The organism is Neisseria subflava (genome assembly GCF_024205745.1).
Classification (GTDB): Bacteria; Pseudomonadota; Gammaproteobacteria; order Burkholderiales; family Neisseriaceae; genus Neisseria; species Neisseria flavescens_B.
Window position 1 is genome coordinate 1746908 of the sequence record NZ_CP073117.1, and the last position, 26057, is coordinate 1772964.

Consider the following 26057-nt stretch of genomic DNA (forward strand, 5'->3'; position numbering starts at 1 on the left):
TCCTTGTGTATTTTATTTTCTATAAAGCTATCTATAAATATATTTTCAGCATTTTACGCTTCTTGCTGATAAAAGCTACTTTAAAATATATTTTCTTTATATTCAATTAATTAAAAATTATTTTTATAAAAATTTTATTCTTGGCACGCTGTTGGCTAAGTTGTGAATGTAACGATACAGCAGATGCTTCGGGAAATACAGTTACCGGAGAAAAATTTTCCGTAAATTTAGTTGTTGTGTGGTTACAGGGCGAATGCCAACAAGACTACATTTGGATTAACAGGTTCGAATCCTGTCTCGTCTGATAGACGTTGAACGTCTTGTTTATTTAGTCGCCCACCCTTTTCCAATATGGCAGGCAAATGCCTAGGGAAACTACAACATGGATACCCTTATGTCGCAGGTTCGAGTCCTGTCTCTGTTGTTCAAAATAGCAGAGTAGCTCAGTTGGTAGAGCCAAGGCATGTTTCCCTGAAAAACTTGTTGCGTGCCATATTATTTTTACGGCAGTAGGTGGATGCTCGGAGAGGGTACATTAACTTATCACGTTAAAACCGTTTCTCTTCATGTTTATCCGCTACGCTGCCCACATTCGAGGCCGTCTGAAATATTCAGGCGGACCGATATAAAAACCGTTTTCGGTACATTCGGCAAATGCCGGAGGAATTACAGCCTGTAACGCTCGAGGTCGCGGGTTCGAATCCCGTCTCTGCCGCCAACTATGGCAGAGTAGCTCAGAGGATAGAGCGCGTAAAAATTTCTCCACTCTTTGTTGCCCAATGTGCCACCCCTTATGGGCGAATGCCATTAGGATTACATTCCTTTTCTGCTAAAACCTGAATGATCCTAGTAAATCTAGTCGCCCTACGGCAGTAGGCGGATGCCCGGAAGAGAATACATTAGCTTTCAGTTAAAAACGCTTCTCTTCATCTTTAGCCGCCATACTGCCACCCATTCAAGGCCGTCTGAAAAACAAAGCTAAAACAAGTTCAGACGGCCTCAAACCAACAATATGAAAGAAAATGAAAATGGCTAATACTACCTTGTTTCAATCGATTAAAAACCGTTTTACTAAAACCGATACCTATAATGAAGCCGGCGGCATCGCCTACACGCTGACGCCCAAACAACAGCTCGCCCAGCTTGCGGCTACCGGTTGTCTGAACAATACCTTCTATGCCGATGCCCAAAGTCAGCTTGACCAAGTGTTGAAATTGGCAGAAAGCCTGGATGCCGAGTTTATCGCCAAAACTGCCGTATATGCTCGTCAAAAAGGTTTTATGAAAGATATGCCTGCGCTGTTGCTTGCCGTGTTGGCGCAAAAAGACGTGAACATGCTCGCCCGCGTATTCGACCAAGTAGTGGACAACGGTAAAATGTTGCGTAACTTCGCACAAATTATCCGCAGCGGCGCAGTCGGTAGAAAATCTTTCGGCAACCGTCCGAAAAAACTGATGCAAACTTGGCTTTTGACCGCCACCGAAAAACAACTGTTGAACGCCGCCGTCGGCAATTCGCCGTCGCTGGCAGACGTGGTCAAAATGGTGCACCCCAAACCGCGTGAAGCATGGCGTGCCGCATGGTTTGCATGGCTGATCGGCAAACCGTACGACCGCGAAGCATTGCCGCCCATTACCCGCGCTTTTGAAGACTACAAACAAAGCCGAGAAGGCGCATTGCCCAACGTTCCCTTCCAAATGCTTACAGCTTTAGACTTGAACAGCGGCGACTGGGCGCAAATCGCCCGCAACGGCTCATGGCAGCAGGTTCGTCAAAACCTGAACACTTTCCTGCGCCACGAAGTGTTTGAGAAAAGTAAAAACATCAAAATGGTGGCGGAAAAATTGCGTGACGAAACAGCCATTGCTCGCGCCCGCGTGCTGCCTTACCAGTTGCTGACCGCGTATCAGGCGACATCTGACCAAATGCCGTTTGAAATCCGCGAAGCCCTGCAAGATGCGATGGAAACCGCCGTACAAAACGTACCGGCAATCCAAGGCAAAGTCGTGGTTTGCCCGGACGTCTCCGGTTCCATGCACAGCCCGGCTACCGGCTATCGCGGCAGTGTGTCCACCAAAACCCGCTGCATCGACATTGCCGCGCTCGTGTCCGCCGCTATGTTGCGTACCAATCCGCAAGCCCGCGTGATACCGTTTGAACAAATCACGGTAAACGTAAAGCTCAACCCGCGCGACAGCATCATGACCAACGCCGAAAAACTCGCTAATGTCGGCGGCGGCGGAACGGCTTGCAGCGCACCGCTCGCCCTGTTGAACCGTGAAAAAGCCGACGTGGATTTGGTCGTCATCGTATCAGACAACGAAAGTTGGGCAGATGATAGCCAACGATGGGGCGCAACAACCAGCCTGATGAAAGAGTGGAATATTCTGAAACGACGTTGCCCTGAAGCCAAACTCGTTTGCCTGGATATCCAGCCTTACACTACGGCTCAAGCACGAAACCGTCAGGATATCTTGAACATCGGCGGCTTCTCCGACCAAGTATTCTCCCTGATTGGTTCCTTTGCCGAACGAGGTATGGGTACAGATTTCTGGGTAGAAGAGATTGAGAAAACCGAGCTGGCGGCGGTAAATTAGCCAAGGGGTCGTCTGAAAATAGGGTTGCAACGTTTTCAGACGACCTTACCGATAAAAGATTGAGTGGCAAACATGAATGCTGACGAACTTGTCCTGATTGAAACCTTTCCCGCAGCCTTGCGGCACGAAGCAGAAACGCTGATTTCGCGGCAGCCCTACCGCAGCCGCTTGCCCGTCCGCCAAGGGGAAACCGTTGTTTCAGACGGACAGAAAATCCGTCTCATCAGCCGTCAATATATTGTTTTTCATCCAACAGGGAACGAGGTTCGGCAACTGATGGCACACTGTCTGAATACCCGCCATCATGACGGTCATGTTCGCGAACGGTATTTCAAACCGCTGCTCGCTGCCGGACAGCCTGAGTTCGTCCTGCCTTTTGCCGCACAGTTGCTCGGCGAATACGTTTTGCCGATACAATTTGACGTTGCCGTATTTTTCGAGAACAACGCCGCTGCTATAGCACGCTTTTTCGCTGGCAACCCGCTTTATTGGCAAAAGCAGAAAAACCGCATCCGCAGCTATTGGCATTGTTATCACAGCAGCCGTTATCCCGATTGGCAAAGTTATCCCGTCCGTTTGCTGGCGGAAGAAATCGATAAGGAAATCGCCAGTATTGCTTTCAGACGGCCTCCCGCACCAAACGCCGTCTGAAAACCCAAATAAGGAAACCAAACACTATGCAAAAATTCATCTTAATCCGCGGTCATCAAGGTTCTGGAAAATCGACATTTGCCGAACAAAAAGCCGCCGAATTTAAAGCGCAGTATCCGGATGCGGAAGTTGTCCGTATTGAAAACGATTTGTTCATTACCGATGAATACGGTGAGTATTGCTGGTCGGGCGAAGCGGTGGATAAGGCGCAAAAACGCGGTAATGCTTTGATGACTGAAACCTTGAGACTTGGACGCCAAAATCCGAATCGAAATATTTTGATCATTCATTCCAATACCAACCAAAAAGCTTCGCGTTGCCGTCATTTGTTGGATCAGGCGGAGAAAAGCGGTTTCGAAACAGAGGTCTATCGACTGCACAATTTCTATCCCAACCTACACGGCGTAAAAGAGCATGACGTGTTGGCGGCGTATATCAAGTTGAACCAAAATCGAGTGGCAAACGAAATCCACATTGAGACCGTGCAACCGGCAAATGCGGAGCAGTTAGAAAAAATCGAACAGATGCAGGCCATTGAGCATAAGCCGCTGGTGTTTGATGAGGCGCAGCAAACCTTTGTGACCGATCATTATCTGCAACACGGCAGCCACAACTTTACCGCCAAAGCATCCAAGCGTTATCCCGAATTACGCGTGTTGAAATACGCACGCAGCGTGTTCTATAACAACCGCTTTGATGATGCGCTACTGGAAATGCGCGGTTTGATTATCGACGCGCATAATCGAATCATCGTGCGCCCGTTTAAAAAAGTGTTCAATTATTCGGAGCGTATTGCCAAAGGCAGCCGTTACCCGATCCGAATCGGCGATGAGAGATTGGTGGACGCGGTGGTGAAAGTAAATGGCTTCCTTGGTTGCTGTACTTTCGTCTCGCTTTCAGACGACCATCCGTCTAAAGGCGCGGCGTTTGACGGCAAAGTGCTGTATTCGACTACCGGCTCGCTTGATAGCGCGTTCGCGGACATGACCACCGCACACTGCGCGCAATACGAAACCCTGTTCCGCGCTTATCCGAATCACACTTTTTTGTTTGAAATCACAGACGCGAAAGACGTGCACATCATCCGCGAAGAATTGGGCGAGACCTTAATCGGCTGCATTGAGGTGGCAACAGGCCGTCAGTTTACTGAAGCCGAATTGGACGAAATCGGCAAACAATACGGCGTTCGCCGTCCAGAAATGCTGAAAAACATCACATTCGGCGAGCTGAAAGGCCGTCTGAAAAACGTGGAACACGAAGGCTTTATGGTGTTTGATGCTCAAACCGGCGAAATGCTGTTCAAACTCAAATCGCCGTATTACCTGATTTCCAAGTTTTTAGGACGAAGCAACGAGGGCAATATCGGCCGCAAACTCGACAAACGCCATGTTGATGAAGAGTTTTATCCTTTAATCGACTACATCCACGAGCATCAGGAAACATTCAATGCTATGTCGGAATTGGATAAGATTGCGTTTATTCAAGCGTTTTTGAAGCAGTTGTAAGGCCGTCTGAAAAAATGCTATATGCTTGTGTTAGTATAGCGCTGGCGGATGGAGTGTTTCATCTGCCATACTTTTAGTGAATAAGGAAAAACAATGAAAAAAACAAGTATCGTTAGGAAACTGATGCTCGCCATCGCTATGCTTCCGTTAGCTGTTCAAACTGCGCAGGCTGAGGAGTTTGGGTCTTTCGGCGCTCCGCCTAAAGGCTTCAAAGTCGGCTATCAAACCGCGCAAAATGGTGTGACATTGATAGAACTTGTGCCGCAGAAACAGACTGTGGAAGACTGGACGCAAATGGTCACGCTGCAATCCATGGCAGGTATGAAACCGGGTGTTGAGCAGTTTTTCGGCAATCTTTCAGCCTCATGGCAGAATGCCTGTCCGCAAAGTAGTGTCACCCCAATAACGGCAGGTGAAGAAAACGGCTATCCATTCGCTTTGGTGATGTTGTTTTGTGCCAACAATCCGCAAACCAGCAAACCTGAATTTACTTGGATAAAAGCCGTACAAGGTAACGAAGCTTTGTACGTGAAGCAATATGCTTTCCGTTACGAGCCGACGAAAGCCGAGTTGACCAATGCCGTCATGCATTTGCGCAATTTACGCGTCTGCGACAACAGCGCAGGACATCCTTGCAATAAAAAAGGAAAATAAGCGTTTAAATATTTTCAGACTGCCTTACCGGTTTTGCTAAAGCGAAACGTAACAAGGCCGTCTGAAAATATATGGAGCAACGTGTATTTATTTTCCGTGCTCATACGCTTCAATTTCGCCGATTTTAGGTGCATAACCGCTGCTTGTGTCGTGGCGCAAATCCAACCAAATATCGACCAATGCCCAAGCAGCCGGAGCGGCAATCACGTTTTGCCCCATACATAAAACCTGCGCATCATAGTTTTCCACCGAGCCGCGGAGCGTGAGCAAATCGTGCGCCGTTGCCGCCCGTATGCCGCGCACTTTATTGGCGGCGATTGCCGTGCCCACGCCGGTTCCGCAAATCAACAGCGCACGGTCGGCGCGTCCTGCCGCGACTTCTTCGGCCGCGGCAAACGAGAGTTGCGGATAGGTTCCTTCAGGCGAGGATAAATCGACCAAACTGCTGACGCGCGTGTCGTTTTGCAGATGCGCTTTGAGCGCGTCTTTCAATATTGCGCCGTTAGCCGGCGCGGCAATAACCAAACGCATAAAAACTCCTTGAAGCACACAATAAACATTATTCAGCATACGCCCGCGCGTGATACGATTCAAGCCTGCAACGCAGAAAGCACGGTATGAGCAAAATCTACTTCACATCAGACCTACATTTTTCACATAAAAACATCGCCAAATTTTGCCCGCAATTTCGACCGTTCGATAACGTGGCGCAGATGGATGAATTTTTAATTCAGACATGGAATGAAACCGTTACGCCTGAAGATACGGTGTACAACTTGGGCGATTTTTCCTTTGCCCACGACCATAAGCAGATAGAGCGCGTTTTGTCGCGTTTAAACGGGCAACATCACTTGATTTATGGCAATCATGATCATGTGATTCGGCAGCATGCCGATTTTTTCCGCAGCCAAACCAAGCATGACGGCCATCCGCTGCTGTCATCCATACGGCCGTATTTGAAACTTAAATTGCCGGAAATTAAGAATACGCTGGTTCTCTTTCACTATCCGATTCAGGAATGGGACGGCTGTTATCAGGGCTGGTATCACTTGTACGGTCATTTGCATGATAGGGTGGCGGCAATCAAAGGGCGTGCTTTAAATGTTGGATTTGATTTGCACGGCCGCTTTTTGACGGCAGAAGATATCGATAAGTTTTTGTGTGATTTGCCTAAAATTTCGTATTTTGGCGAAGCAGGGTTGAAGGCCAACTCGCCGGAAGAAGCGGCAGAGCTGGTGTCTTGGAAACTGGCGCAGTTAAATCAGGTATAATTTCAGACGGCCTTTGCGGATTTCCGGCAAAGGCCGTCTGAATATCAATTCCCATTTTTGAGTGAGACATGGACAACCTTTTGGCTTACTTACTACAAAAAATCAGCCTCCCCAACCAAACCGGCAAGGACAAGTCATGAGCGGTAAGCCTTTGAAGTATCCCGTTTCCGCTTTGGTCGTTTTGCATGATAAAGACGGCAATATCCTGCTGATTGAACGCACGGCGCCGCAAGGTTTTTGGCAGTCGGTTACCGGTAGCTTGGAAGAGGGCGAGCGTATCGAAGAAACCGCATGGCGCGAAGTATTGGAAGAAACCGGTATCCGCCTTGCAGACGGACAGCTGGAAAACTGGCACGACAGCACCGTTTATGAAATCTATCATCACTGGCGCCATCGCTATCCCAAAGGCGTTTTTGAAAACCGAGAACACATCTTCTCCGCCCAAATTCCGCGCGATACCCCCATCGTCCTGCAACCGGACGAACACGTTGCCTACGGTTGGTTTGGTGCGGAAGAAGCGGCGGAAAAAGTGTTTTCCCCTTCCAATAAACGTGCAATTTTAGAACTGCTCAAAAGGCTGAATGCCAAAAAGGCCGTCTGAATACGACAGTTTCACATTTTCAGACGGCCTTGGGTTTGCTATACTTTCGCCGTTTGACTCTCTTTAAAATCAAAGGAAACCATCATGGCAGACTTCAACAAAATCCTGACCCCGGGCGACGTGGACGGCGGCATCATCAACGTTGTCAACGAAATCCCAGCGGGCAGCAACCACAAAATCGAGTGGAACCGCAAACTGGCCGCGTTCCAACTCGACCGCGTTGAACCGGCAATTTTTGCCAAACCGACCAACTACGGCTTCATTCCGCAAACTTTGGACGAAGACGGCGACGAATTGGACGTATTGCTGGTTACCGAGCAGCCTTTGGCAACCGGTATTTTCCTGGAAGCACGCGTTATCGGCGTGATGAAATTCGTTGACGACGGCGAAGTGGACGACAAAATCGTCTGCGTTCCAGCCGACGACCGCAACAACGGCAACGCCTACAAAACTTTGGCCGATTTACCGCAACAACTGATCAAACAAATCGAGTTCCACTTCAACCACTACAAAGACCTGAAAAAAGCAGGTACCACTAAAGTTGAATCTTGGGGCGATGTAGAAGAAGCGAAACAAGTCATCAAAGAATCCATCGAACGTTGGAACAAACAAGCCTAATCGGTTTGTCCCGTCCAATATCAAGGCCGTCTGAAAGCAAAGTTCAGACGGCCTTTTTATGTTTCAAACCGATATAACAAAATCGTCTTTAAAACAAACAAACCATTCTTTCTCATTTTCAGACGGCCTCATTAAAGTAACGCCTATACCAAAAATAAGGAGTGCTTCAATGACTGCTACTACAACCGACCCACGAGCCAAGCTGCCTGAGACGCCTTTGTCCGGCAACGAAGCCTTGAAAGAGCGCAGCGATTATCTGCATGGTACGATTAAGGAAGAGTTGAAAGACGATTTTACCGGCGGCTTTACCGCCGACAATTTTCAGCTTATTCGCTTCCACGGTATGTACGAACAGGACAACCGCGATATCCGTGCCGAGCGTACCGAACAAAAGCTTGAACCCTTAAAAAACATGATGTTGCGTTGCCGTTTGCCCGGCGGCATCATTACGCCGAAGCAGTGGCTGGGTATCGACAAATTTGCCGGTGAAAATACGATTTATGGCTCTATCCGCCTGACCAACCGTCAAACCTTTCAATACCACGGCATTCTGAAAACCGATTTAAAACAGGCACATCAGGCATTGCACAAACTAGGTCTCGATTCCATTGCCACAGCCAGCGATGTCAACCGTAATGTGTTGTGCACCAGCAATCCTGTACAAAGTACTTTGCACCAAGAAGCCTATGAATGGGCGGCGCGCATCAGTATGCACCTTTTGCCGCGCACGATGGCATATGCTGATGTGTGGCTGGACGGTGAAAAAGTGTTCACGACCGAGCCGACCGAGCCGCGCAATAAAGAAATTGCCGATGAGGTCGAGCCGATTTTGGGTAAAACCTATTTGCCGCGCAAGTTCAAAACTGCCGTGGTGATTCCGCCTGATAACGATGTGGACATTCATTCCAATGACTTGGGTTTTGTAGCGATTGCAGAAAATGGCAGGTTGGTAGGCTTCAATGTATTGGTCGGCGGCGGCTTATCCAGTGAACACGGTAATACCAAAACCTATCCAAACACTTCTTACGAATTTGGTTTCGTACCGCTCGAATACACCCTCAATGCCGCCGAAGCCGTCGTCAGCACCCAGCGCGACTGGGGCAACCGCAGCGACCGCAAAGCAGCGCGTACACGCTATACGCTGCAACGCGTCGGCGTGGATGTGTTCAAAGAAGAAGTTGAAAGACGCATGGGCATTAAGTTTGAACCCATCCGCCCTTATGAATTTACTCATCGCGGCGACCACATCGGCTGGGTACAAGGGCATGAAGGCAACTGGCATTTGACTTTGTTTATTGAAAACGGCCGTCTGCTCGATTATCCCGGCAGGCCGTTGAAAACAGGTATCCGCGAAATTGCCAAAATCCATCTCGGCGACTTCCGCCTGACAGCCAATCAAAATCTGGTGGTTGCCAATGTGCCTCCGGAATTGAAAGACACGATTGATAAAATCGCTAAAGAGCATGGATTAATCAGCAAATCGATTACCATCCAGCGTGAGAACTCGATGGCCTGCGTTGCCTTGCCGACTTGCCCGCTGGCGATGGCGGAGGCCGAACGTTTCCTGCCGACATTCTCCGATAAAATCGACGAAATGTTCGCCAAATATGGCTTGGAAGACGAATACATAGTTTTGCGCGTAACCGGTTGCCCGAATGGTTGCGGCCGCGCCATGCTGGCGGAAATCGGTTTGGTCGGCAAAGCCGTCGGCCGCTACAACCTTTACGCAGGGGGCAACCGCGAAGGCACCCGCATTCCGCGCCTGTTTAAAGAAAACATTACCGAACCCGAAATCCTTGAAATTGTCGAAGGCTGGGTGGCAGATTGGTCTCGAAACCGTTTGGATGATGAAGGTTTTGGCGATTTTGCCATCCGTACCGGCATCGTCAAACCCGTATTGGATGCTCCGCGAGATTTTTGGTCATAACGCATACAAACAGACCTGACAAGTCTGCAATAAGAAAATAGAGAAAACCAAAGGCCGTCTGAAAATCTGATTTTCAGACGGCCTTTTATATTTGGAGCGTTTATATCCAGGAGTTAATCCTAGATTCATTCCAATACCAAGAGGGTTTGTAAAACAAAATACACCTATTACTAATGTTAAATACCCGGAAGGCATTAGTTTCGATACAAACCTAAAAAGACATCTGGCAAATGCTGATGGTTTTAGTCAAAAACAGGGCATTAAAGGAGCCCATAACCGCACCAATTTTATGGCAGAACTAAATTCACGAGGAGGACGCGTAAAATCTGAAACCCAAACTGATATTGAAGGCATTACCCGAATTAAATATGAGATTTCTACACTAGACAGGACAGGTAAACCTGATGGTGGATTTAAGGAAATTTCAAGTATAAAAACTGTTTATGATCCTAAAAAATTTTCTGATGATAAAATACTTCAAATGGCTCAAAAAGCTGCTTCACAAGGATATTCAAAAGCCTCTAAAATTGCTCAAAATGAAAGAACTAAATCAATATCGGAAAGAAAAAATGTCATTCAATTCTCAGAAACCTTTGACGGAATCAAATTTAGATCATATTTTGATGTAAATACAGGAAGAATTACAAACATTCACCCAGAATAATTTAAAGGAAAAATTATGAAAAATAATATTTTTCTAAACTTAAAGAAAAAATCTATAAATAACAACCATTTTGTTATTTCGATTTTTTTTGAAACAATTTACCAATTTGAAACTAAAGATACGCTTTTAGAGTGTTTTAAAAATATTACAACTACCGGACATTTTGGAGTAATAGGTGCTCAATATGAAAAAATAGATGCTACCAGATGGATTGGAGATTATGAAGAGGTAAATGGATTTGAGTATATTGATAAAGCTCCTTCTATTTATTTTTCAGTTGGAGATGATTTCAATCCTGAAGAATTAATTATACCTATTAATTTAGCATATCATTACTTTAATATTGCAATATCTGATTTCTTAATAGCTCACCCTGAATATCAAAAAAAGTGTAAAGAAATACAAAAAACATATTCTCAAACAAACTGTAGCCTGCATGAAACCTAAAATCCATGCGTAAGGTGTGTGCTTCAGCACGAAAGATGGAATATAAACCGAATCAGCGACGGCGGCCAAAGCCCCGACCCATGCTTGGGCGGCGGTAGTTGGAAGGCTGACGCGCGGTTTCGCGGTAACGCTGTTGCTGTTGAGCGTTTTGTTGTTGGGCACGCAGGGTGCGCGTATTCAGCTGTTGGCTGGTGCGTCCGTTTGGACGTGCGGTTTGATAATAGTTGGCACGGGCTTGACGGGCAATCGGGCTGTTTTGATTGCTTGCCTGTGTGAATTTGTTGGCCAATGCGTTGCCGATAAATGCACCGGCTGCAGTACCCACCAAACTTTGCAACAGCCAGCTGCCGGTGGATTGGTCGTAGATGTATTGTTGGCCGTCTGTACCGGTTACCGGTTGGCCGTTGTTGCCGTTGGCTTGTGCTTCGGCAGGAATGGTGTCTTTCACGGCTTCAGGCGTGAGCTGGTAAACCGTATTGTCTTCTTGTTGGCCGTTTTGTTGTGCCAACTGTTGTTGCAATGCTTCGATTTGTTTCTGTTGCTGCTCAAGCTGCGCTTGGGTATTGTCTTTGCAGGCAGCGAGGGCAAAAGTGGAAAGGGCGGCTAAGGCAATCAGTTTTTTCATTGTTTTTCCTGAGAGAGGTTTGTCTTTGCCGAGATTTCGGCGGAGTGTGTTTGCCTAATATTAAACCATTTCCCTGTTTTTCAAGTGGTTTTACAAAATAATATTGGAAAGTTGCGCTGCAAATGCACGGCTGTTGGCAGCCAGGTTGCCCAGTGCAGGCATTTCGTGTTCGGTTTCGATAATCAGCAGGTTGGCAGGGCGGCGGGCGTGCAGGGACATTTGCATTTCAGCGGGAGAGAAGGGCATGTGATGACGTTTGGCGAAAGCTTCGGCGCGTTTGTTGGCGGTTTTAAGCATAGGCAGCAGGGTAATATCCAAATGGAAACGGCGTACGCCCAGAACCAAAATACGCGCTGCGAAGAAATCTGCTTCATCAGTAAAAACGTTGGGGCTGCTTTGATTGAAGTCGTGGCGCTCTGCGGCAATCAAAGTCGCGATGGTGCGCACTTGCGGAATCAGGGCTTCGCTGATGAGGCTGTCAGGCGAATCTGGCAAAGTGTGCATGTTGAGCATGCTGTGGTGGCTGTTGCTGTCAACGACCATGCGGCAGGTGTGTAACATTTGGGTTTGGCTGTGGATTTTAGTTGAAGCGGTCATGGCTGTATTCCTTATTTCTTAAAAATGGGTGGATTTAAGCGGCCATGGTGGGTATAAAAAAAGCCGCTCAAGTGAGGCGGCTCTAATTTGCGTATTTTCAATTTGGTCTGTTTCAGACAAGCGCAAAAAAGTACCGCACGTTTGTGTGGTACCAATAGAAGAAAGTAGCAGAGCGTTGCGCGGTTTGCATGATGAAAATACGTCTTTAATGTATAAAAGAATGAAACGTAGTTTAAAACAAGAATGCCAGTAATTTCAATACCCAATCGACAAAACCCACCAATAAATCTACAAGTTGTTGTAATTCTTCCAATTTATTTTCTTTCGAGTGAGTCAAATTTGCACAATTATAATGCAAAACCGGGTGAATTGATAACAATCCGAGCTGGCTCTTTAAAAAGGCCGTCTGAAATTCAGCTTTCAGACGGCCTTGGGCCATCGCATTTGCTCAATGAAACAGCAAATTAAAAAAAGGGATATAACTGCATCATTAAAACAGAAAGTGTAAATTTAATGTAAATTAAATAATTACTATATCGAATAATAAGGTAGAATTGCCAAAGTTTATTAATGAATTATAAAAATACGCAAAGCAAAAAAAAGAGCGACAGTACCTGTCGTGACTGCAACATAAAATTCCGCCATTACATACGAAAACGAAAATTTATCTACTATGAGCCGGCGTACTAAAGCACAGGAAGCACTAGGCATCCGTTTGGCAGATATTCTGACACGTCTAAATCAAGGGGAAACGATTGATATTCAAAGTTTGCCCGAACGCTATGGCATTTCATTGCGTACAGCCCAACGTGATCTCAATCGTCTTGCCCCTTTATTGCAAACTACAGGTACACGTTATTACCGTCTGGATCAAAACCAGTATGGCCGTCTGAATAAAGACGAAATCCGCCGTATTTGTCATTTTGCAGGCTTACAAGACCTTTTCCCTGAAGCGGACCGCCGCTTTTTTCAAGAAAGTCTGCGTCAAAGCATTATCATCAAAGGCCATCAATACGAAAATATTCGTCATCGCCAATCAGATTTTGATTTGGTAACACATTCTATAGAAGCAAAGCAAACCATTAGCTTTAATTACACCAAAGCCGATGGCAGCAAAAGCCATCGTACTTTAGATCCTTACCGGCTCATTAATAAAAGCGGTATTTGGTATCTTATCGGACTCGAAAATGGTCGAGAAAAGACCTATTGCTTTACTCAAACATCCCAGTTGCAAACGACATCAAAGACATATGTTGCAGATGTAGGATTTGTAGAAAAAATTCAAAATACCGACAGCATCTCATACGGTAATCAAGTCAGTGAAATCATTATTCAAATCAGCCCACAGGCTGCGCATTATTTTTTGCGGCGCAAGCTGTTACCCAATCAGGAGATTATTCGCCGCCTCGATAACGGCGGCCTGTTGATTGCCTGCAAAAATGTTAACGAAATTGAAGTTATTCCCATCGTCCAATATTGGATACCGCATTCAAGAATTGTCAGTCCGCAAGAGTTGCAGGAAAAGATAATTGGCAAATTAAAAAACTATATCAATAACCATGCGGAGGGCTAATAACATGTGGCAAATCATACTTGGATTCATCATGTTGCCTGGTGCGTTTATGCAAAGAGGCGGAATTAGGGCAATTATAAGGCTAATCTATATGCATAGTACATCTTGGCTTGATTGGAACGTAACGTACAGGGGGAACTTGGAACTTATTTCTTGTTTTATTTTTAGTCTAATGGGTTTTTGTCTGCTAATGAGTTCGTTCAGTAAGGCCTAATCGGCACAAATAGCAGAAAGTAGTCATTTCCATTTAATTTTGATTCAGGAGAAATTTATTTTATGAACAGCAAAAAGCAATTTTTAGATTATATCGGCGAAGTTAAGAACATCATTTCCCCTTTGGAAATTTCAGATAACAAATTATCGGAAATTCAAGGAAATATTATGGGTGCAGAGCTGATTGTGCCAGTGGTTGGTGGATTTAGTGCAGGAAAAAGTACATTGCTCAATTCTTTTTTAGGCAATGAGATTTTGCCGACAGCTGTAACTCCGGAAACTGCATTAGCAACAGAATTGCGTTATAGCGATAGCAACTATATTGAAGCAGTAACGGCTTCGGGTGCGGTTGAGCGTCATCAATTGGCTGATTTTGCACGTTTAAAAGACAATGCACAAAACTTCAAAAATCTGCGTGTTTATTTAAATAATGAAAATTTAAAAGCCATTCAACCTTTGGTATTGGTTGATATGCCAGGATTTGATGCGCCGATTGAAAACCATAACCAAGCTATTTTGAATTACTTGGAGCGTGGCGTTTTCTTTGTATTCCTAACCAGCATCGAAGACGGAAACATTACATTGAGCATGAAGCGTGAAATTGACAATCTCCAACAAATTGGAAAAGGCTTTGCATTCTGTATCAGCAAAACCAATTTGCGCGCACCTGATGATGTTAAAGCAGTACAACAAAAAATTGCCGAGCAACTGGAAGATGATTTTGACTATACGGGACAAATTGCCCTTTTAGATATGGATGGTGGCAATAACCTTAAAAATATTTTGACTGCAGTCAATCCTGATGAATTGTTCAAACTTTTGTTTATTGATGAATTGCGTGAAAACTATACAGGATTAATACAAAGCATCAACGTCAAAATTTCTACATTTAAATCAGATAGAAAAGAAATCGAAGAAACTTTATCTGCCCTGCAAAACAGCCTGCAAGGTATTGAGGCCAAAAAACAATCTGCAATCAATGATGTCGAACAACGTTATTCACGAGATAGCGTATCTGTCATCAATCAGGCTGTCACATCTGCAATTTTGCAGCAAAAAATGCGACTGGTTGATTTGGCAATCAATAACCAAGGTGCATTTGAGCGCGAGCTGAACGACATTACAAAAAATGCACTGCTTTCCGCCGTTCAGACCCGCTTCCGAGCCATTAGCCAAGATTTGATAGAAGAAATGGGCAATGGTATCAATGCACAATTAGCTACTTTGCCGGATGGCGGTTTGGCTGGCATTGCAATGGATGTATTGGCCAATAGCGGGGCAGACGCTTTCGGAAAAGTAGCTAATACAGCATTAAAATCAATATCTAAAGCAATTATGGTTAATGTGACTTCGACAACATTGAAAGCATTGCTTGGTAGTGTATTTGGTATTGTAGGTGCCGTATTGCTCTTCCTGCCTGAAATTATTTCTTTATTTACAAAAGGAGAGAAGGAGCGCAGACAGCGTGAACAAGTAGAACAGGCAATTATCAATAATGTCATTCCACAAATTCAACAGCAGCTTAATAGCGTACTGCCTGATTTAATGAATCAGAATATTACAGCCCTGATTAATCAAGTCAGCGAACAGTTTGAGGAGCAGCTGCAACAAAAACGCAATGAGATTGAAGCAGCAGAGGCAGAAAAAGCAGCAAAAGCCGCCGAGTTGGAAAGCACGATTAATGAGTTGGAAAGCGGCAAGCAACAGCTGACTACAGCGGCAAACCGTTATTTGTTTGCCTAATCATTTTCAGACGGCCTCAATGATATCGAAGGCCGTCTGAAAAAATAGATATTCACAAAAATATTAAGGATCTATTCATGGATATCATCCAGTTAAACAACCAAATTGAAGAATTCGTAAATAAAAATAATTTCAGTCATGATGCCTTGGCATTGAAGCAGGAGCATGCAATTCAGAAAAGTGAAGAGTGGCAGAGAGTTTTAGATAGCTTTGCAGAACAAGGCCGTGTGTTGCGTATCGGCATTATCGGGCGTGTGAAGGCAGGGAAAAGCTCCATGCTCAATGCCTTACTGTTCAATGGTAACGACATTTTGCCCAAAGCAGCCACACCGATGACTGCCGCGCTGACCATTATGGAATACAGTGAAAATGTCAGCGCAGAAGTGGACTTTTTTACCCAACAAGACATTGATGAAATTAAAGTCAAATATGATTTATTCCAAAAAGCGTTAGATAGCAAAGTTAAAGAAAAAGAGCTGGAAAATGCTGAGAGAATTAAGAGAAAAAAGGGTGTTAATTCTTTATCGGCTGAAGAGCAGCAAGAATGCCGCAATAAAGCCAAATCTCAAGCCGAGCGGGAGATGAAGGACGATCCGTCTTTTGCTTCATATGATCAATATTGCCGTATTAAAGAATCAGGCAAATCATTAAGTGATTTGGAGCAATACCGTACGATTTCAGCGGGTAGTGTGGAAGAGCTGATGAATGGCGCATTGAACCAATTTGTTGGGTCAAGCGGTGCATTCATGCCGTTTACCAAGTCCGTTACATTGCATATTCCGGAAAAAGGTTTGCAGGGCCTGCAAATCATTGATACCCCGGGAATTAATGACCCTGTGACATCTCGTGGCGAACGCACCAACCAATTGTTGCAACACTGCGATGTCGTATTGATTGTTTCTCCTTCTGGACAATTCCTCAGCAGTGAGGATACCGATTTGATGCATCAGGTAACGACCAAAGAGGGGACGCAGCAAGCTTATCTTATCGCCAGCCAGGTGGATAACCAATTGTTTGGCAGTGAAAGTCAAGGCTTGAGCGATCCTATTCATGTTTTGGAACGTATTTCTGACAATTTGACCAAGCATGCGCGTAATGTTTTGGCCAAACAAGTCCAAGAATATCCGTCAATGAAAGTGGCTGCGGACAAGTTGAGCAAAAACAACGTAATTTGCTCTTCAAGCGTGGCGTTTTCAATGCAGCAGCGTTTTGATGAGCAACATACTTGGGATGCCAATTTGCAACATGTATGGCGCAATTTGAATCAAAAATTCCCTGATGTTTTCAGTCATGAAGAATTGGCTAAAAATGCATTAAACCAATTGGCCAATATTCATCAGATACATCAAATAGTGAGTGAAGTAACTGCCAATAAAGAACAAATTTTAGCGCAACGGCGCATTGATTTTGAAAATGGTAAACGTACCGCATTACAATGCTATTTAAAAGCATGGGCCGACCGTATCAATGAGCAGATTTATCAGATTCAGCATGCCGATGTGGACGAATTGCGCAAGCAAGAAGCCGAACTCAAAAATCAGCAAGCCACAATCGATGCAAATGTGGGCGGCGTGTATGATGATTTGATTTCGGATATCAAACTGAATTTGAGCAAACAATTAAAAGACAAATTGAAAAGTGAAATGCGCCGTTTTGACAGTGTTTCTGATGATGCTCAGGGTTCGGAAACCGAATATGAAGAGTATCAAGTTAAAGAAAAGCGTGGTGGGCTGTTCGGTACTCCTCTTGATTGGTTTGATGGTGGAAAAACTGTCACTAAAACACGTTCTCATTCCTACACTACTGTAAAAGCCAAACCGATTCGTCGTGCAATTGAAGAAATCCGTTCTAATTTGGAAGATGAATTGGGCCATTTGTCCGAAAGCTATTTACAGGCTTGGAAAAAGAAAATCTACAGCCAAGTTGTCAGCGCGTTGAGGGAGGCAATGGGTGACGGAGAGTTGGATGTCAATATTATTGCCCGTGCGGTCAAAAATGTTTTGGTGCGTATTCCTGAGGCTTCATTTAAATTAGAAGACGATATACCTAAAAGCCTGAAAAAGACAGGTAAGTTAACAGGTTATGAGGCAGAATCATTTATTGATGATGCAGAAGATTATATTTCCAATCTTAAAGACGTGGTTAATAAAGATATTTCTGCCTATATGACAACTTTGGTAAGCAACCTTAAAAAAATTGACTTGGCGAAAGAGTTGACCGCAGATCTGGAAAATAATCTGAAACAACTGCTGAGTGAAATTGAAAATAAAGAAGCGAGCTTATTTAATTATCGAGGTATTCAGAAAGAATTGGCAGGCTTAATGCAGTCTGCCGCTTAATCAAAATCAATCAGGCCGTCTGAAAAATTCAGACGGCCTGCAAGGAATAATTATGTCTCATCATTCAGTAGATAAATTGAAAGAATGGATCAGTCCGAGCATTCCTTTGGGCTTGATGTTTGGTAAGAAACAACAAGCCTTGGAAATTCTTGAACAAATCAAACAGCAACTTAAGAGCATAGACGTCATGCGAGAACAATTGAATCAGGCAGAGCAAGAGCTGCCTGAATTGAAAAAACAGCTTGAGCAAGCGCAAAAAAAATTAGAGCAATTACAAAGGAACTTGTCAGAAAGCGAATTGCGTCAGACTTTGATTGCAGACCTTCTATCGGCCAATAATCTGAATCCCGGTGTACGACAGTATTTTCAGCTTTTGGGAGGAGAGTTTTTAGAATTTGCCAATCAGGAAGATTCCTTGAAAGATGAAGCGGCGGCATTTTTAGAATTGCAGGCAATTGGTGATGAATTAAAAGTCATTGGCGCTTACCCGGAATTTTACAAAAAACGCTCGATTGCCATTGCCGGAGGTTTCAGCGCCGGTAAATCCGAATTTATCAGCAGTTTGTTTGAGGATCACAATATCCGACTGCCTATCGGCATCGAACCGACTACTGCCATTCCGACTTATGCTTTAAACGGTCAGGAAAACGGCGTGATCGGTTGCAGTCAGAACGGTGGTGTGATTGATTTGCTGAAGATTGATCCTGATTTTCAACAAAAATTGTCGCATAATTTTATCCGGTCATTTGGTTTCAACCTTAAAACCATCATGCCTTTTGTGTTTATGACTACACCGATGAAGTTTGAGCATTTGTGCTTTATCGATACGCCGGGATACAACCCGTCTGATGTGGCAGACGGACATACCGCGGAAGATGTAAAAACGGCGCAAGAGTTTGTCCAAAATTCCGAGGCTTTGTTGTGGCTGATTGGTTTGGATTCCAACGGTACGATTTCAAAAAGCGATTTGGATTTTTTAGATCATGCAGGACAATATAGCCAAAAACCGCTCTATATCGTTCTAAATAAAGCAGATTTGCGCCCATATGACCAGCTTGAAGAAATTATGGCAGAAATTGCCGATACTTTGGACGATTACGATATCGAAATTGCCGGTATTTCTGCATATAGTTCTATTACTAAAGAAGAGTATTCGTATCACAAACAGTCGCTGCATACCTTTCTTGCCAGCCTGGATCAGCCGTCTGAAAAGCAAACCTTGCTTATGCAAAGATTGTTTGCCGTAGATGAAAAATATCAACGTGCTATTTTGCGTACCATCAAAGAAAACAAGCAAATCAATGCGACTTTAAGCGGCTTCAAGTTGGATTTGTTAGAAAACGGCTTTGATGACCTGAGTTCGGATTTGTATGAAAAACTCAGCAAAATGAATTCTATCTTTACCATCAAGCAAAAAGAAGAACATCTGAAACAATTGGAAACAGTCACAATGAAGATTGTGGCGGCAATTGAGCAGGTATTTGGTCAGCCAAGTAAGGTTAAACGTAAGAATTGGACGCAGGACGAAATCGAGCTGGATGAAAAATTCGTTCGGTTAACCCAAGAAGAGCAAATGCCCGATGAATTGATGGATGAGCAGCCTTCAAATGACCAGCCTTCAAATGAGAAGGAAACATATTCAACAGAATTAAGTGCTAGATTTTGGGGGTATTGGGGAAATAGGCTAATAGGTAGTAATTCTAAAATAGAATTAACTGTAAATATGCTTTTGTTTGATAATAAAGAAACCTTTACATTTGATGAATGGAAGGATGTTTATAATAATTACTTTACAGATTTTCATCAAAATTACAGCTGTGATGATGCTTTGAATGCACTTTGTGAAGCAGGAATAATCCGTTGTATTGATGATGGAAGCAAGAAAAATGAATCTGGTTTTAGAGGTATATTTGATATGTTATCAATAGTAAGTAATCCAATTAAAACATACCGATTTGTTTTACCGGATAAAGAAATTTTTAATCAGTTTTTGCAACGGCACAATAATATTAATCTGTCGGATGAACAACTTGAGGCAATAAAGGTTTTGATAGAATCACAGCACTATTTTGATTTTGAGGATTGGACAAAAAATTACAATGGTGATTTTCCTGTTTTGACATTGGAGAGATTAATTAATGAAGGAGTTATCCGGAAAGAAAATGAAGATTATTATTCATTTGTTTAGTTGATGGCTTGGGCCGTCTGAACATTCAGACGGCCTCAGTAAGTGCAATATATCATTTTTAAGAAAATATTATGAAGGGTGTATTATGATTTGCTTCATTCCATTGCAGGATATTCCGTGCATATGAAGTGAATTTATCGATACGTTAAAAAGGAATGGCAATGAATTTATCTGGAATCAAGACATATTATCAAGACCATAAAAATACTTACTCGGAACACTTCCGCTTGCGTATCCACCGCTCTTTGAGCTGGCTGGAAAAGGCGGAGGAAAGATGGTCGGTACAGGATTGGGATTTTGCCTTCCAGTCTATGTGGATTGCGTTTAATGCGGCTTATGCTTATGAGCTGGACGGACGAACCATGCCTGCGGATCGAAACAAATTTCAGACTTTTTTAAATAAGGTCTGTGCTCTGGATAAGGATAAGCAGATTTATGCTTTGGTGTGGAAGGAGTTTTCGGGTGCGATTCGATCTTTATTGGGCAATCGCTATGTGTTTCAGGAATTTTGGGATTTCCATAACGGCTATATTTCTGAAGCCGCTTATTTGGAATGCTTTGAAAAAGAGCGGCGTAAAGTAAATGCGGCTTTGGCCGCGCAGGATACGGCAACGGTCTTGTTTGTGTTGTTTGACAGGCTTTACACTTTGCGTAATCAGATGGTGCATGGCGGTGCGACTTATAATAGTAGCGCCAATCGCGAACAATTAAAGGATGCCTGTAAGATTTTGGGCAGTGTCCTGCCGGTAATGCTGTCGATTATTCAAAAAAATGCCGATAAAGATTGGGGCAAGCCGTTTTATCCGTTTGTAAAGGAAGATTGATATGACAGTTAAACCCGGCCAAGATGTTTATTGGACTTGTCTGTCTTGCGGTTGGCAGCGTGAGGCATCTAAGGGATCGGATATGTTGTTGCCCAAGCCTGGACAATGTGGCAAATGCGGAAGTCAAGATTTGGAGCTAAAACAAGGTAATATGTTGTCAGGTTTATTTAAGATGTTTTCGGGAAAATGATAAGGATCAAAAGGCCGTCTGAAATTCAGCTTTCAGACGGCCTCTTTATTTTTGTTTATCCAATCAATAAATGTCACGTTGGTAGCGTTTGTCTTCACGCAGTTCGTTGAGATAGTCTTCGGCTTCGTCGCGGCTGAGTTTGCCTTGGGTTTCGATGACTTCGATCAGGGCGTTTTCGACATCGCGCGCCATGCGTGCGGCGTCGCCGCAGACGTAGATGTGTGCGCCTTGTTGCAGCCAGTTCCAAACTTCGGCGGCGCATTCGGCGATTTTGTGTTGGACATAGACTTTATGTTCGCCTTGGCGGCTCCATGCGAGGTCGGCGCGGGTGAGGAGGCCGTCTTTACGCCATTCACTCCATTCGAGTTGGTAGAGGAAGTCGTCGGCCAGGCGTTGGTTGCCGAAGAAGAGCCAGTTTTTGCCGCTGTCGCCATTGGCGGCACGTTGCTGCATAAAGGAGCGGAAGGGGGCGACGCCTGTGCCTGCGCCGATCATGATGATGGGGGTATCGCCGTTTTGGGGCAGGCGGAAGTTGGGGTTGGGCTCGACAAAGACGCGGACTTCGCTGCCTTCTTCGAGGCGTTCGCCCAAGTAGCCGGATGCTGCGCCGGTGTAGGTGTGGTCGTGGTGGTCGAAACGGACGACGCCGATGGTGAGGTGGACTTCTTCGCCGACTTCGTCTTGTGCGGAGGCGATGGAATAGAGACGTGGGGTTTGTGGGCGGAAGAGGTTGTATAGGGTTTGTGCGTCCAGTGGGTGCGGATAGGCCGCGAATACGCCTACGGGCGGTGTGGCGGCAAGGTAGGCGTCCAGTTGGGCTTTATCTGCAGCTATGGCTTTGAGTTCTTCGTTGTTTGTTAATTCGGCGTATTGTTGGATGAAGGCGGGTGTGTTTTGGGTAATGTCTGCGGATTCGGTCAGGGCGGTGCGGATATCGGTTTCGTGGCCGTCTGAAAGTTGGACGGTTTCGCTGCCGGTCAGTTGGTTGAGGTCGAGGATTTCTTGAACGAGGTCGGCGGCATTAAGCGGCCATACGCCGAGCGCATCGCCTGCCTGATAATGCAAACCTGAGCCGCTGAGGTCGATTTCGATGTGTTCGACGTCTTTTTCCGCATCGCGCGAGGTAATTTTTTTGCGCACGGATAGGGTAGCTGTGTAGGGTTTTTCTTTGGTGTATAGAGTGTTGCTGCTTGGTGCTGCTGAGTCGTTTGGTGCAGCGGTTGTACTTGGATTGGTTGCTTGGGCGGTTAATTCGGCTACTTTGGGTACGACGGCGGCAATCCATGCGTCGGCATCGGCTTGAAATTCTAAGTCGCAAATGCCCAAGTCGTTCAGACGGCCTGCACCCAGTTCGGCAAATTTGGCATCAAAGTCTTTGCCTGCTTGGCAGAAGTTGGGATAGGAGGAGTCGCCAAGGCCCAAGACGGCAAAGGTCAGTTTGCTGAGATCGGGTTTCTTTTTGCCGTAGATGAATTTGTACAGGGGCAGGGCTTCTTCGGGCGGTTCGCCTTCGCCTTGGGTGGAGGTAACTAAAAGCACGATGTCTTCGTCGGGCAGGGTCTTGCTTTTGAAATCGCCTGCGCTGCTGAGGCGGGCTTCGACGCCGGCGGCTTGAAGTTTGGCGTGTAAGGATTCGGCAACGCTGCGGGCATTGCCGGTTTGGGAAGCAGAGAGAACTAATACGCGGCGGCTGACTGTCGGAGCGGCTGTTTGCAGGGCAGACGGTTCGGCTGCTGCACCGGATATGCCTTGGCTTTGCGCCCAGCAATAGCCGGAGAGCCAGGCAAGTTGGGTGGGGGATAGGGTGGAGAGTTGGGCGGAGAGTTCGGGTGGAAGCGGATTGGCTTGGCTCATTTGGATTCCTTTGTTGGACGGCTATAACCGATTGTTTGAATAATGGACAGTCGCCACTTTAAACAGGCCGTCTGAAAAAAGGAAAGAATGCTTGGTTTTAATTTAAGATGATTTCGTTATATTCGGGAAAGTATTAGGCTGTCTGAGCATGCTTGTTCAGACGGCCTTGGATTGGATGAAACGAGATTTTCAGTTTCCGCTGGAGAGTTTCATCACTACGACGCCGGAGATGATGAGAAATGCGCCGAGCCAGCGGCCGAAGTTGGCGGCATCGTTGAAAAATACAACGCCCACTAAAAACGCTCCTGCCGCGCCTATGCCTGTCCAGACGGCGTAGGCCGTACCCATTGGAATACTTTTTTGGGCAAGGTAAAGGAAGTATCCGCTACCGGCAATGCAGGCAAGCGCGGCGGCAAAGCCATGCCAGCGGTAGCCTTCCTGTTGTGCCAGCTTTAAGCCCAATGGCCAGCCGATTTCCAACATACCGGCTAAGATTAAATAAAACCAACTCATAATATGTCCTGATAGTGTGTTAAGGTTTCAGACGGCCTTGGAAAGATTGTTTTCTTCTGAGAGTTCAACGCGTTGTCCGATATCTTTTAGATTGGAGTATTGTTCGACCAAGCGCGGTACATCGTCCAAGCTCATTGCAAACATCCATAAATAAGTGCTGACGGAATAGATATGGCCGGCGCTGCCATAGCCTTTAAGCGTCATGTGTATAAAGGCGAAGCCGAACAATACGCTCATCGCTATGCCGATACTGAGATAGCCTAAGGCTTCGCGGTTGGAAATCAGCACGCGTAGTTTGGCAACCCAGCCATAGTGGCGGTAGAGCTGACGCTCGTTGCCGTCGCGGATAAGGTGGTTGTCGCGTTCAAGCCGGTTGTTTAAACGGAAATATAGGTTTTCGCTGATGGCGGCAAAACGCGGCAGCAACCATAAAAACAGGGCAAGTATCGCGACAGCCAATACGCCCACCCAAAATTCCAATATCAGCAACATCATACATGCACCGAAGATGGAGACCAGCGAAGTAGCAGCGATGGGCAGGTGTTCTTCAAAAAAACTGACAAACTCACGCGATAGGGCAACGCGTGCGGTAATGGCGGAATGCGGTACTTCTCGTTTGCGCTGTTCCAAAACGACCGGGACGGCGATTTCGGTATAGATTTGGGTAAACGTACGCGTATCGGCTGCTCGGCGGGCGGCTCCGATTATCCACATTAATAAAACCACCACACCATACAACATTGCCTGCCAGACGTTGCCATCCATAACGGCATTAATCGCCCAGCCGCCAAACACGGGATATACCAGCAAGAGCAGATTATCCAAGCCGACGAGAGAGAAGGTTGTGATGAGTTTGCGGCGGTGTATTTGACTGATGTATTTCAACATTTTCCACATGGTTGCCCTCCTTATTTAGTATTGAGGGTTTGCGCCATTAATTCGGCCAACGCGTCCAAATCGGCAAACAGTCGGGCTGCACGTTTTTCACCGAAGGCGGTAAAAATTTGTTTGCTGAATTCCTGCATGTTTTGCACCAATGGTGCGGCGTATTCCTTGCCTTGCTCGGTCAGCGACAATAAGCGTTCGCGTTTGTCTTGTTCGCTTTCGTGAAATGTCAGCAAGCCTTGTTCCGCCAGCGTTTTGCATGTGCCGGAAACGGTTTGCTTGGGCAGGCTCCATTCTTCGCCTATGTATTTTTGAGTGCGGCTGCCTTCGGTAGCCAAAGTGTAGAGAACGGCTAAAGTGTTGTAGTTGGTGTTTTGCTGTTTAATCCATTGGTCGAATGCGCTGTCTATGCGGCTGATGCGCATACCGAGTTGGTCAAGTTGATTCATAAATTGGTCTCGATATTGACTAATTGGATGCGGATTATAGTCATGTTTAGGACTAATTGCAAATAGAAGGCCGTCTGAAACAATCGTTTCCAGACGGCCTTGAAACCGTTAAAATAATTAATGTAGAACCGATATATTCAAACTACGATAAACCTAATAAAACCATCTTCAACACATACGCCATGATTCATTTCTTATCTCAAAATATTTCATCCAAACAAGCCACTGCCATCGGGTTGCTTGCCGTTACCTTGTGGAGCTTCGTCATTTCCCTGATACGCTCTTTGAGCCTGCATATGGGGGCAGTGGGTGGCGCGGCAATGATGTATACCCTGTCCACCGTATTGATTTGGCTGATTTTCGGCCGGCCGCATTTGCGCAATTACAACCGAAGTTATTTGTTTTGGGCAAGCGTGTTTTTTGTCGGCTGCGAATTGTGTTTGTCGCTGTCGGTCGGCTTTGCACAAAACGCAAGACAGGCGGTGGAAATCGGCATGGTGAATTATTTGTGGCCGACGTTTACCATCGTCGGAGCGGTATATTTCAATAAACAGCCGTCAAAATGGTGGATAGTCATCGGCTTTGTGCTGTCGTTTTTTGGGATTGCCACTGTACTGGGCGGCGATGTCGGCTTGTCGGTTTCTGGTATTTACCACAATGTCCGCACCAATCCCGGCGGCTATATCATGGCATTTGTAGATGCCGTGTTTTGGGCGGCATATTGCACGCTGACGGCACGTGTAAAAGCGGAGGGCAGCAGCGTCGGCTTTTTCTTTGCGCTGGTGTCGATACTGTTGTGGATTGAGTATTTTCTCAGCGGCGCGGATACGTTGAATTTTGATTCCGTATCGCTCGGCTATGCCGTTGCCGCCGCAGCTTGCATGGGTTTGGGCTATGCAGTATGGAATATCGGTATTTCGCGTGGCAACCTGACTGTATTGGCAGGCGCATCTTATTTCATTCCAGTGTTGTCTGCGGTGGTGTCATCATTTGTGATTAGCGCGCCGTTGTCCATGACGTTTTGGCAGGGGGCGGGAATGGTGTGCTTAGGATCGATTGTGTGTTGGTTGGCGACCCGGGGAAAACAGATGGCGTGAGGCAACATCCCATAGATTTGCGATATAACGAA

24 protein-coding genes are annotated in these 26057 nt (G+C 45.6%); 16 read left to right on the forward strand and 8 right to left on the reverse strand.

What is annotated here, in order from left to right; all coding sequences use genetic code 11:
• The first annotated feature begins 1022 nt into the window (after positions 1-1022).
• The 4 genes from KCG55_RS08335 (at position 1023) to KCG55_RS08350 (ending at position 5407) form a co-directional block, all read left to right on the forward strand.
• Positions 1023-2597, forward strand: a complete 1575-nt coding sequence (locus tag KCG55_RS08335; RefSeq protein WP_254322728.1) for a vWA domain-containing protein — start codon at positions 1023-1025, stop codon at positions 2595-2597.
• A gap of 72 nt (positions 2598-2669) precedes the next feature.
• Entirely contained in the window at positions 2670-3248 is a 579-nt protein-coding gene (locus tag KCG55_RS08340) for a hypothetical protein (protein WP_254322729.1), read from the forward strand.
• A 26-nt stretch (positions 3249-3274) separates the two neighbouring features.
• A complete protein-coding gene (locus KCG55_RS08345) occupies positions 3275-4753 on the forward strand; it encodes an RNA ligase (protein WP_254322730.1) in 1479 nt (492 codons plus the stop codon).
• Positions 4754-4846: 93 nt separating this feature from the next.
• Entirely contained in the window at positions 4847-5407 is a 561-nt protein-coding gene (locus KCG55_RS08350; RefSeq protein ID WP_070589615.1) for a hypothetical protein, read from the forward strand.
• A gap of 87 nt (positions 5408-5494) precedes the next feature.
• Here KCG55_RS08350 and KCG55_RS08355 read toward each other — a convergent pair whose 3' ends face one another.
• Positions 5495-5938 (reverse strand): RpiB/LacA/LacB family sugar-phosphate isomerase, encoded by a 444-nt coding sequence (locus KCG55_RS08355; RefSeq protein ID WP_254322731.1) that lies wholly within the window; start codon positions 5936-5938, stop codon positions 5495-5497.
• Positions 5939-6024: 86 nt separating this feature from the next.
• Between KCG55_RS08355 and KCG55_RS08360 the strand changes: the two genes are divergently transcribed.
• The 6 genes from KCG55_RS08360 (at position 6025) to KCG55_RS08385 (ending at position 10935) form a co-directional block, all read left to right on the forward strand.
• Positions 6025-6678: a phosphoesterase gene (locus KCG55_RS08360; RefSeq protein WP_254322732.1), complete on the forward strand. Its 654-nt coding sequence runs from the start codon at positions 6025-6027 to the stop codon at positions 6676-6678.
• Positions 6679-6814: 136 nt separating this feature from the next.
• Positions 6815-7279 carry a dihydroneopterin triphosphate diphosphatase gene (nudB, locus tag KCG55_RS08365; protein WP_254322733.1) on the forward strand — a complete coding sequence of 155 codons (465 nt, stop codon included), beginning with the start codon at positions 6815-6817 and terminating at the stop codon, positions 7277-7279.
• A gap of 84 nt (positions 7280-7363) precedes the next feature.
• On the forward strand, positions 7364-7897 hold the full coding sequence (locus tag KCG55_RS08370) for an inorganic diphosphatase (protein WP_003678634.1): 534 nt from the start codon (positions 7364-7366) through the stop codon (positions 7895-7897).
• 169 nt (positions 7898-8066) lie between these two features.
• Positions 8067-9824, forward strand: coding sequence for an assimilatory sulfite reductase (NADPH) hemoprotein subunit (cysI, locus tag KCG55_RS08375; RefSeq protein WP_254322734.1), 1758 nt, complete (start codon positions 8067-8069; stop codon positions 9822-9824).
• A gap of 91 nt (positions 9825-9915) precedes the next feature.
• On the forward strand, positions 9916-10488 hold the full coding sequence (locus KCG55_RS08380; RefSeq protein ID WP_254322735.1) for a CdiA family toxin C-terminal domain-containing protein: 573 nt from the start codon (positions 9916-9918) through the stop codon (positions 10486-10488).
• A gap of 15 nt (positions 10489-10503) precedes the next feature.
• Positions 10504-10935: a hypothetical protein gene (locus KCG55_RS08385; protein ID WP_039406457.1), complete on the forward strand. Its 432-nt coding sequence runs from the start codon at positions 10504-10506 to the stop codon at positions 10933-10935.
• Between the two features lie 52 nt (positions 10936-10987).
• Here KCG55_RS08385 and KCG55_RS08390 read toward each other — a convergent pair whose 3' ends face one another.
• The 3 genes from KCG55_RS08390 to KCG55_RS08400 all read right to left on the reverse strand — a co-directional run bounded on the left by KCG55_RS08390 (position 10988) and on the right by KCG55_RS08400 (position 12596).
• Complete coding sequence (locus KCG55_RS08390) at positions 10988-11560, reverse strand: hypothetical protein (RefSeq protein ID WP_070589625.1); 573 nt, start codon at positions 11558-11560, stop codon at positions 10988-10990.
• Between the two features lie 90 nt (positions 11561-11650).
• Positions 11651-12157: a hypothetical protein gene (locus KCG55_RS08395; protein WP_254322736.1), complete on the reverse strand. Its 507-nt coding sequence runs from the start codon at positions 12155-12157 to the stop codon at positions 11651-11653.
• Between the two features lie 232 nt (positions 12158-12389).
• Complete coding sequence (locus tag KCG55_RS08400; RefSeq protein WP_254322737.1) at positions 12390-12596, reverse strand: hypothetical protein; 207 nt, start codon at positions 12594-12596, stop codon at positions 12390-12392.
• A 234-nt stretch (positions 12597-12830) separates the two neighbouring features.
• Between KCG55_RS08400 and KCG55_RS08405 the strand changes: the two genes are divergently transcribed.
• The 5 genes from KCG55_RS08405 (at position 12831) to KCG55_RS08425 (ending at position 21037) form a co-directional block, all read left to right on the forward strand.
• Positions 12831-13730, forward strand: a complete 900-nt coding sequence (locus tag KCG55_RS08405) for a helix-turn-helix transcriptional regulator (RefSeq protein ID WP_254322738.1) — start codon at positions 12831-12833, stop codon at positions 13728-13730.
• Between the two features lie 276 nt (positions 13731-14006).
• Positions 14007-15686: a dynamin family protein gene (locus KCG55_RS08410; protein ID WP_254322739.1), complete on the forward strand. Its 1680-nt coding sequence runs from the start codon at positions 14007-14009 to the stop codon at positions 15684-15686.
• A gap of 77 nt (positions 15687-15763) precedes the next feature.
• Positions 15764-18025: a dynamin family protein gene (locus tag KCG55_RS08415; protein ID WP_254322740.1), complete on the forward strand. Its 2262-nt coding sequence runs from the start codon at positions 15764-15766 to the stop codon at positions 18023-18025.
• Positions 18026-18077: 52 nt separating this feature from the next.
• Complete coding sequence (locus KCG55_RS08420; RefSeq protein ID WP_254322741.1) at positions 18078-20213, forward strand: dynamin family protein; 2136 nt, start codon at positions 18078-18080, stop codon at positions 20211-20213.
• A gap of 161 nt (positions 20214-20374) precedes the next feature.
• Complete coding sequence (locus KCG55_RS08425) at positions 20375-21037, forward strand: HEPN domain-containing protein (RefSeq protein WP_250590121.1); 663 nt, start codon at positions 20375-20377, stop codon at positions 21035-21037.
• A 253-nt stretch (positions 21038-21290) separates the two neighbouring features.
• On the opposite strand, the gene KCG55_RS08430 is transcribed toward KCG55_RS08425, so the two are convergent.
• The 4 genes from KCG55_RS08430 to KCG55_RS08445 form a co-directional block, all read right to left on the reverse strand.
• Positions 21291-23081, reverse strand: a complete 1791-nt coding sequence (locus tag KCG55_RS08430; protein ID WP_254322742.1) for an assimilatory sulfite reductase (NADPH) flavoprotein subunit — start codon at positions 23079-23081, stop codon at positions 21291-21293.
• Between the two features lie 189 nt (positions 23082-23270).
• The gene (locus KCG55_RS08435; protein WP_063068706.1) at positions 23271-23594 is read right to left on the reverse strand and encodes a DMT family transporter; all 324 of its coding nucleotides are present in this window, start codon (positions 23592-23594) and stop codon (positions 23271-23273) included.
• 27 nt (positions 23595-23621) lie between these two features.
• Positions 23622-24491 carry an ABC transporter six-transmembrane domain-containing protein gene (locus KCG55_RS08440; protein ID WP_254322743.1) on the reverse strand — a complete coding sequence of 290 codons (870 nt, stop codon included), beginning with the start codon at positions 24489-24491 and terminating at the stop codon, positions 23622-23624.
• 11 nt (positions 24492-24502) lie between these two features.
• Entirely contained in the window at positions 24503-24928 is a 426-nt protein-coding gene (locus KCG55_RS08445) for a MarR family winged helix-turn-helix transcriptional regulator (RefSeq protein ID WP_070824398.1), read from the reverse strand.
• A 182-nt stretch (positions 24929-25110) separates the two neighbouring features.
• On the opposite strand from KCG55_RS08445, the gene yddG reads away from it, so the two are divergent.
• Positions 25111-26025 (forward strand): aromatic amino acid DMT transporter YddG, encoded by a 915-nt coding sequence (yddG, locus tag KCG55_RS08450; protein ID WP_254322744.1) that lies wholly within the window; start codon positions 25111-25113, stop codon positions 26023-26025.
• The last annotated feature ends 32 nt before the right edge of the window (positions 26026-26057 follow it).

Bases quoted from the DNA above. Each gene is read 5' to 3' on its own strand.
- KCG55_RS08445 (WP_070824398.1), bottom strand. From the start codon at position 24,928: ATGAATCAACTTGACCAACTCGGTATGCGCATCAGCCGCATAGACAGC.
- KCG55_RS08415 (WP_254322740.1), top strand. From the start codon at position 15,764: ATGGATATCATCCAGTTAAACAACCAAATTGAAGAATTCGTAAATAAA.
- KCG55_RS08430 (WP_254322742.1), bottom strand. From the start codon at position 23,081: ATGAGCCAAGCCAATCCGCTTCCACCCGAACTCTCCGCCCAACTCTCC.
- KCG55_RS08345 (WP_254322730.1), top strand. From the start codon at position 3,275: ATGCAAAAATTCATCTTAATCCGCGGTCATCAAGGTTCTGGAAAATCG.
- KCG55_RS08420 (WP_254322741.1), top strand. From the start codon at position 18,078: ATGTCTCATCATTCAGTAGATAAATTGAAAGAATGGATCAGTCCGAGC.
- KCG55_RS08340 (WP_254322729.1), top strand. From the start codon at position 2,670: ATGAATGCTGACGAACTTGTCCTGATTGAAACCTTTCCCGCAGCCTTG.
- KCG55_RS08390 (WP_070589625.1), bottom strand. From the start codon at position 11,560: ATGAAAAAACTGATTGCCTTAGCCGCCCTTTCCACTTTTGCCCTCGCT.
- cysI (WP_254322734.1), top strand. From the start codon at position 8,067: ATGACTGCTACTACAACCGACCCACGAGCCAAGCTGCCTGAGACGCCT.
- KCG55_RS08355 (WP_254322731.1), bottom strand. From the start codon at position 5,938: ATGCGTTTGGTTATTGCCGCGCCGGCTAACGGCGCAATATTGAAAGAC.
- yddG (WP_254322744.1), top strand. From the start codon at position 25,111: ATGATTCATTTCTTATCTCAAAATATTTCATCCAAACAAGCCACTGCC.
- KCG55_RS08385 (WP_039406457.1), top strand. From the start codon at position 10,504: ATGAAAAATAATATTTTTCTAAACTTAAAGAAAAAATCTATAAATAAC.
- KCG55_RS08370 (WP_003678634.1), top strand. From the start codon at position 7,364: ATGGCAGACTTCAACAAAATCCTGACCCCGGGCGACGTGGACGGCGGC.
- nudB (WP_254322733.1), top strand. From the start codon at position 6,815: ATGAGCGGTAAGCCTTTGAAGTATCCCGTTTCCGCTTTGGTCGTTTTG.
- KCG55_RS08400 (WP_254322737.1), bottom strand. From the start codon at position 12,596: ATGGCCCAAGGCCGTCTGAAAGCTGAATTTCAGACGGCCTTTTTAAAG.
- KCG55_RS08350 (WP_070589615.1), top strand. From the start codon at position 4,847: ATGAAAAAAACAAGTATCGTTAGGAAACTGATGCTCGCCATCGCTATG.
- KCG55_RS08335 (WP_254322728.1), top strand. From the start codon at position 1,023: ATGAAAATGGCTAATACTACCTTGTTTCAATCGATTAAAAACCGTTTT.
- KCG55_RS08410 (WP_254322739.1), top strand. From the start codon at position 14,007: ATGAACAGCAAAAAGCAATTTTTAGATTATATCGGCGAAGTTAAGAAC.
- KCG55_RS08395 (WP_254322736.1), bottom strand. From the start codon at position 12,157: ATGACCGCTTCAACTAAAATCCACAGCCAAACCCAAATGTTACACACC.
- KCG55_RS08405 (WP_254322738.1), top strand. From the start codon at position 12,831: ATGAGCCGGCGTACTAAAGCACAGGAAGCACTAGGCATCCGTTTGGCA.
- KCG55_RS08360 (WP_254322732.1), top strand. From the start codon at position 6,025: ATGAGCAAAATCTACTTCACATCAGACCTACATTTTTCACATAAAAAC.
- KCG55_RS08440 (WP_254322743.1), bottom strand. From the start codon at position 24,491: ATGTGGAAAATGTTGAAATACATCAGTCAAATACACCGCCGCAAACTC.
- KCG55_RS08435 (WP_063068706.1), bottom strand. From the start codon at position 23,594: ATGAGTTGGTTTTATTTAATCTTAGCCGGTATGTTGGAAATCGGCTGG.
- KCG55_RS08425 (WP_250590121.1), top strand. From the start codon at position 20,375: ATGAATTTATCTGGAATCAAGACATATTATCAAGACCATAAAAATACT.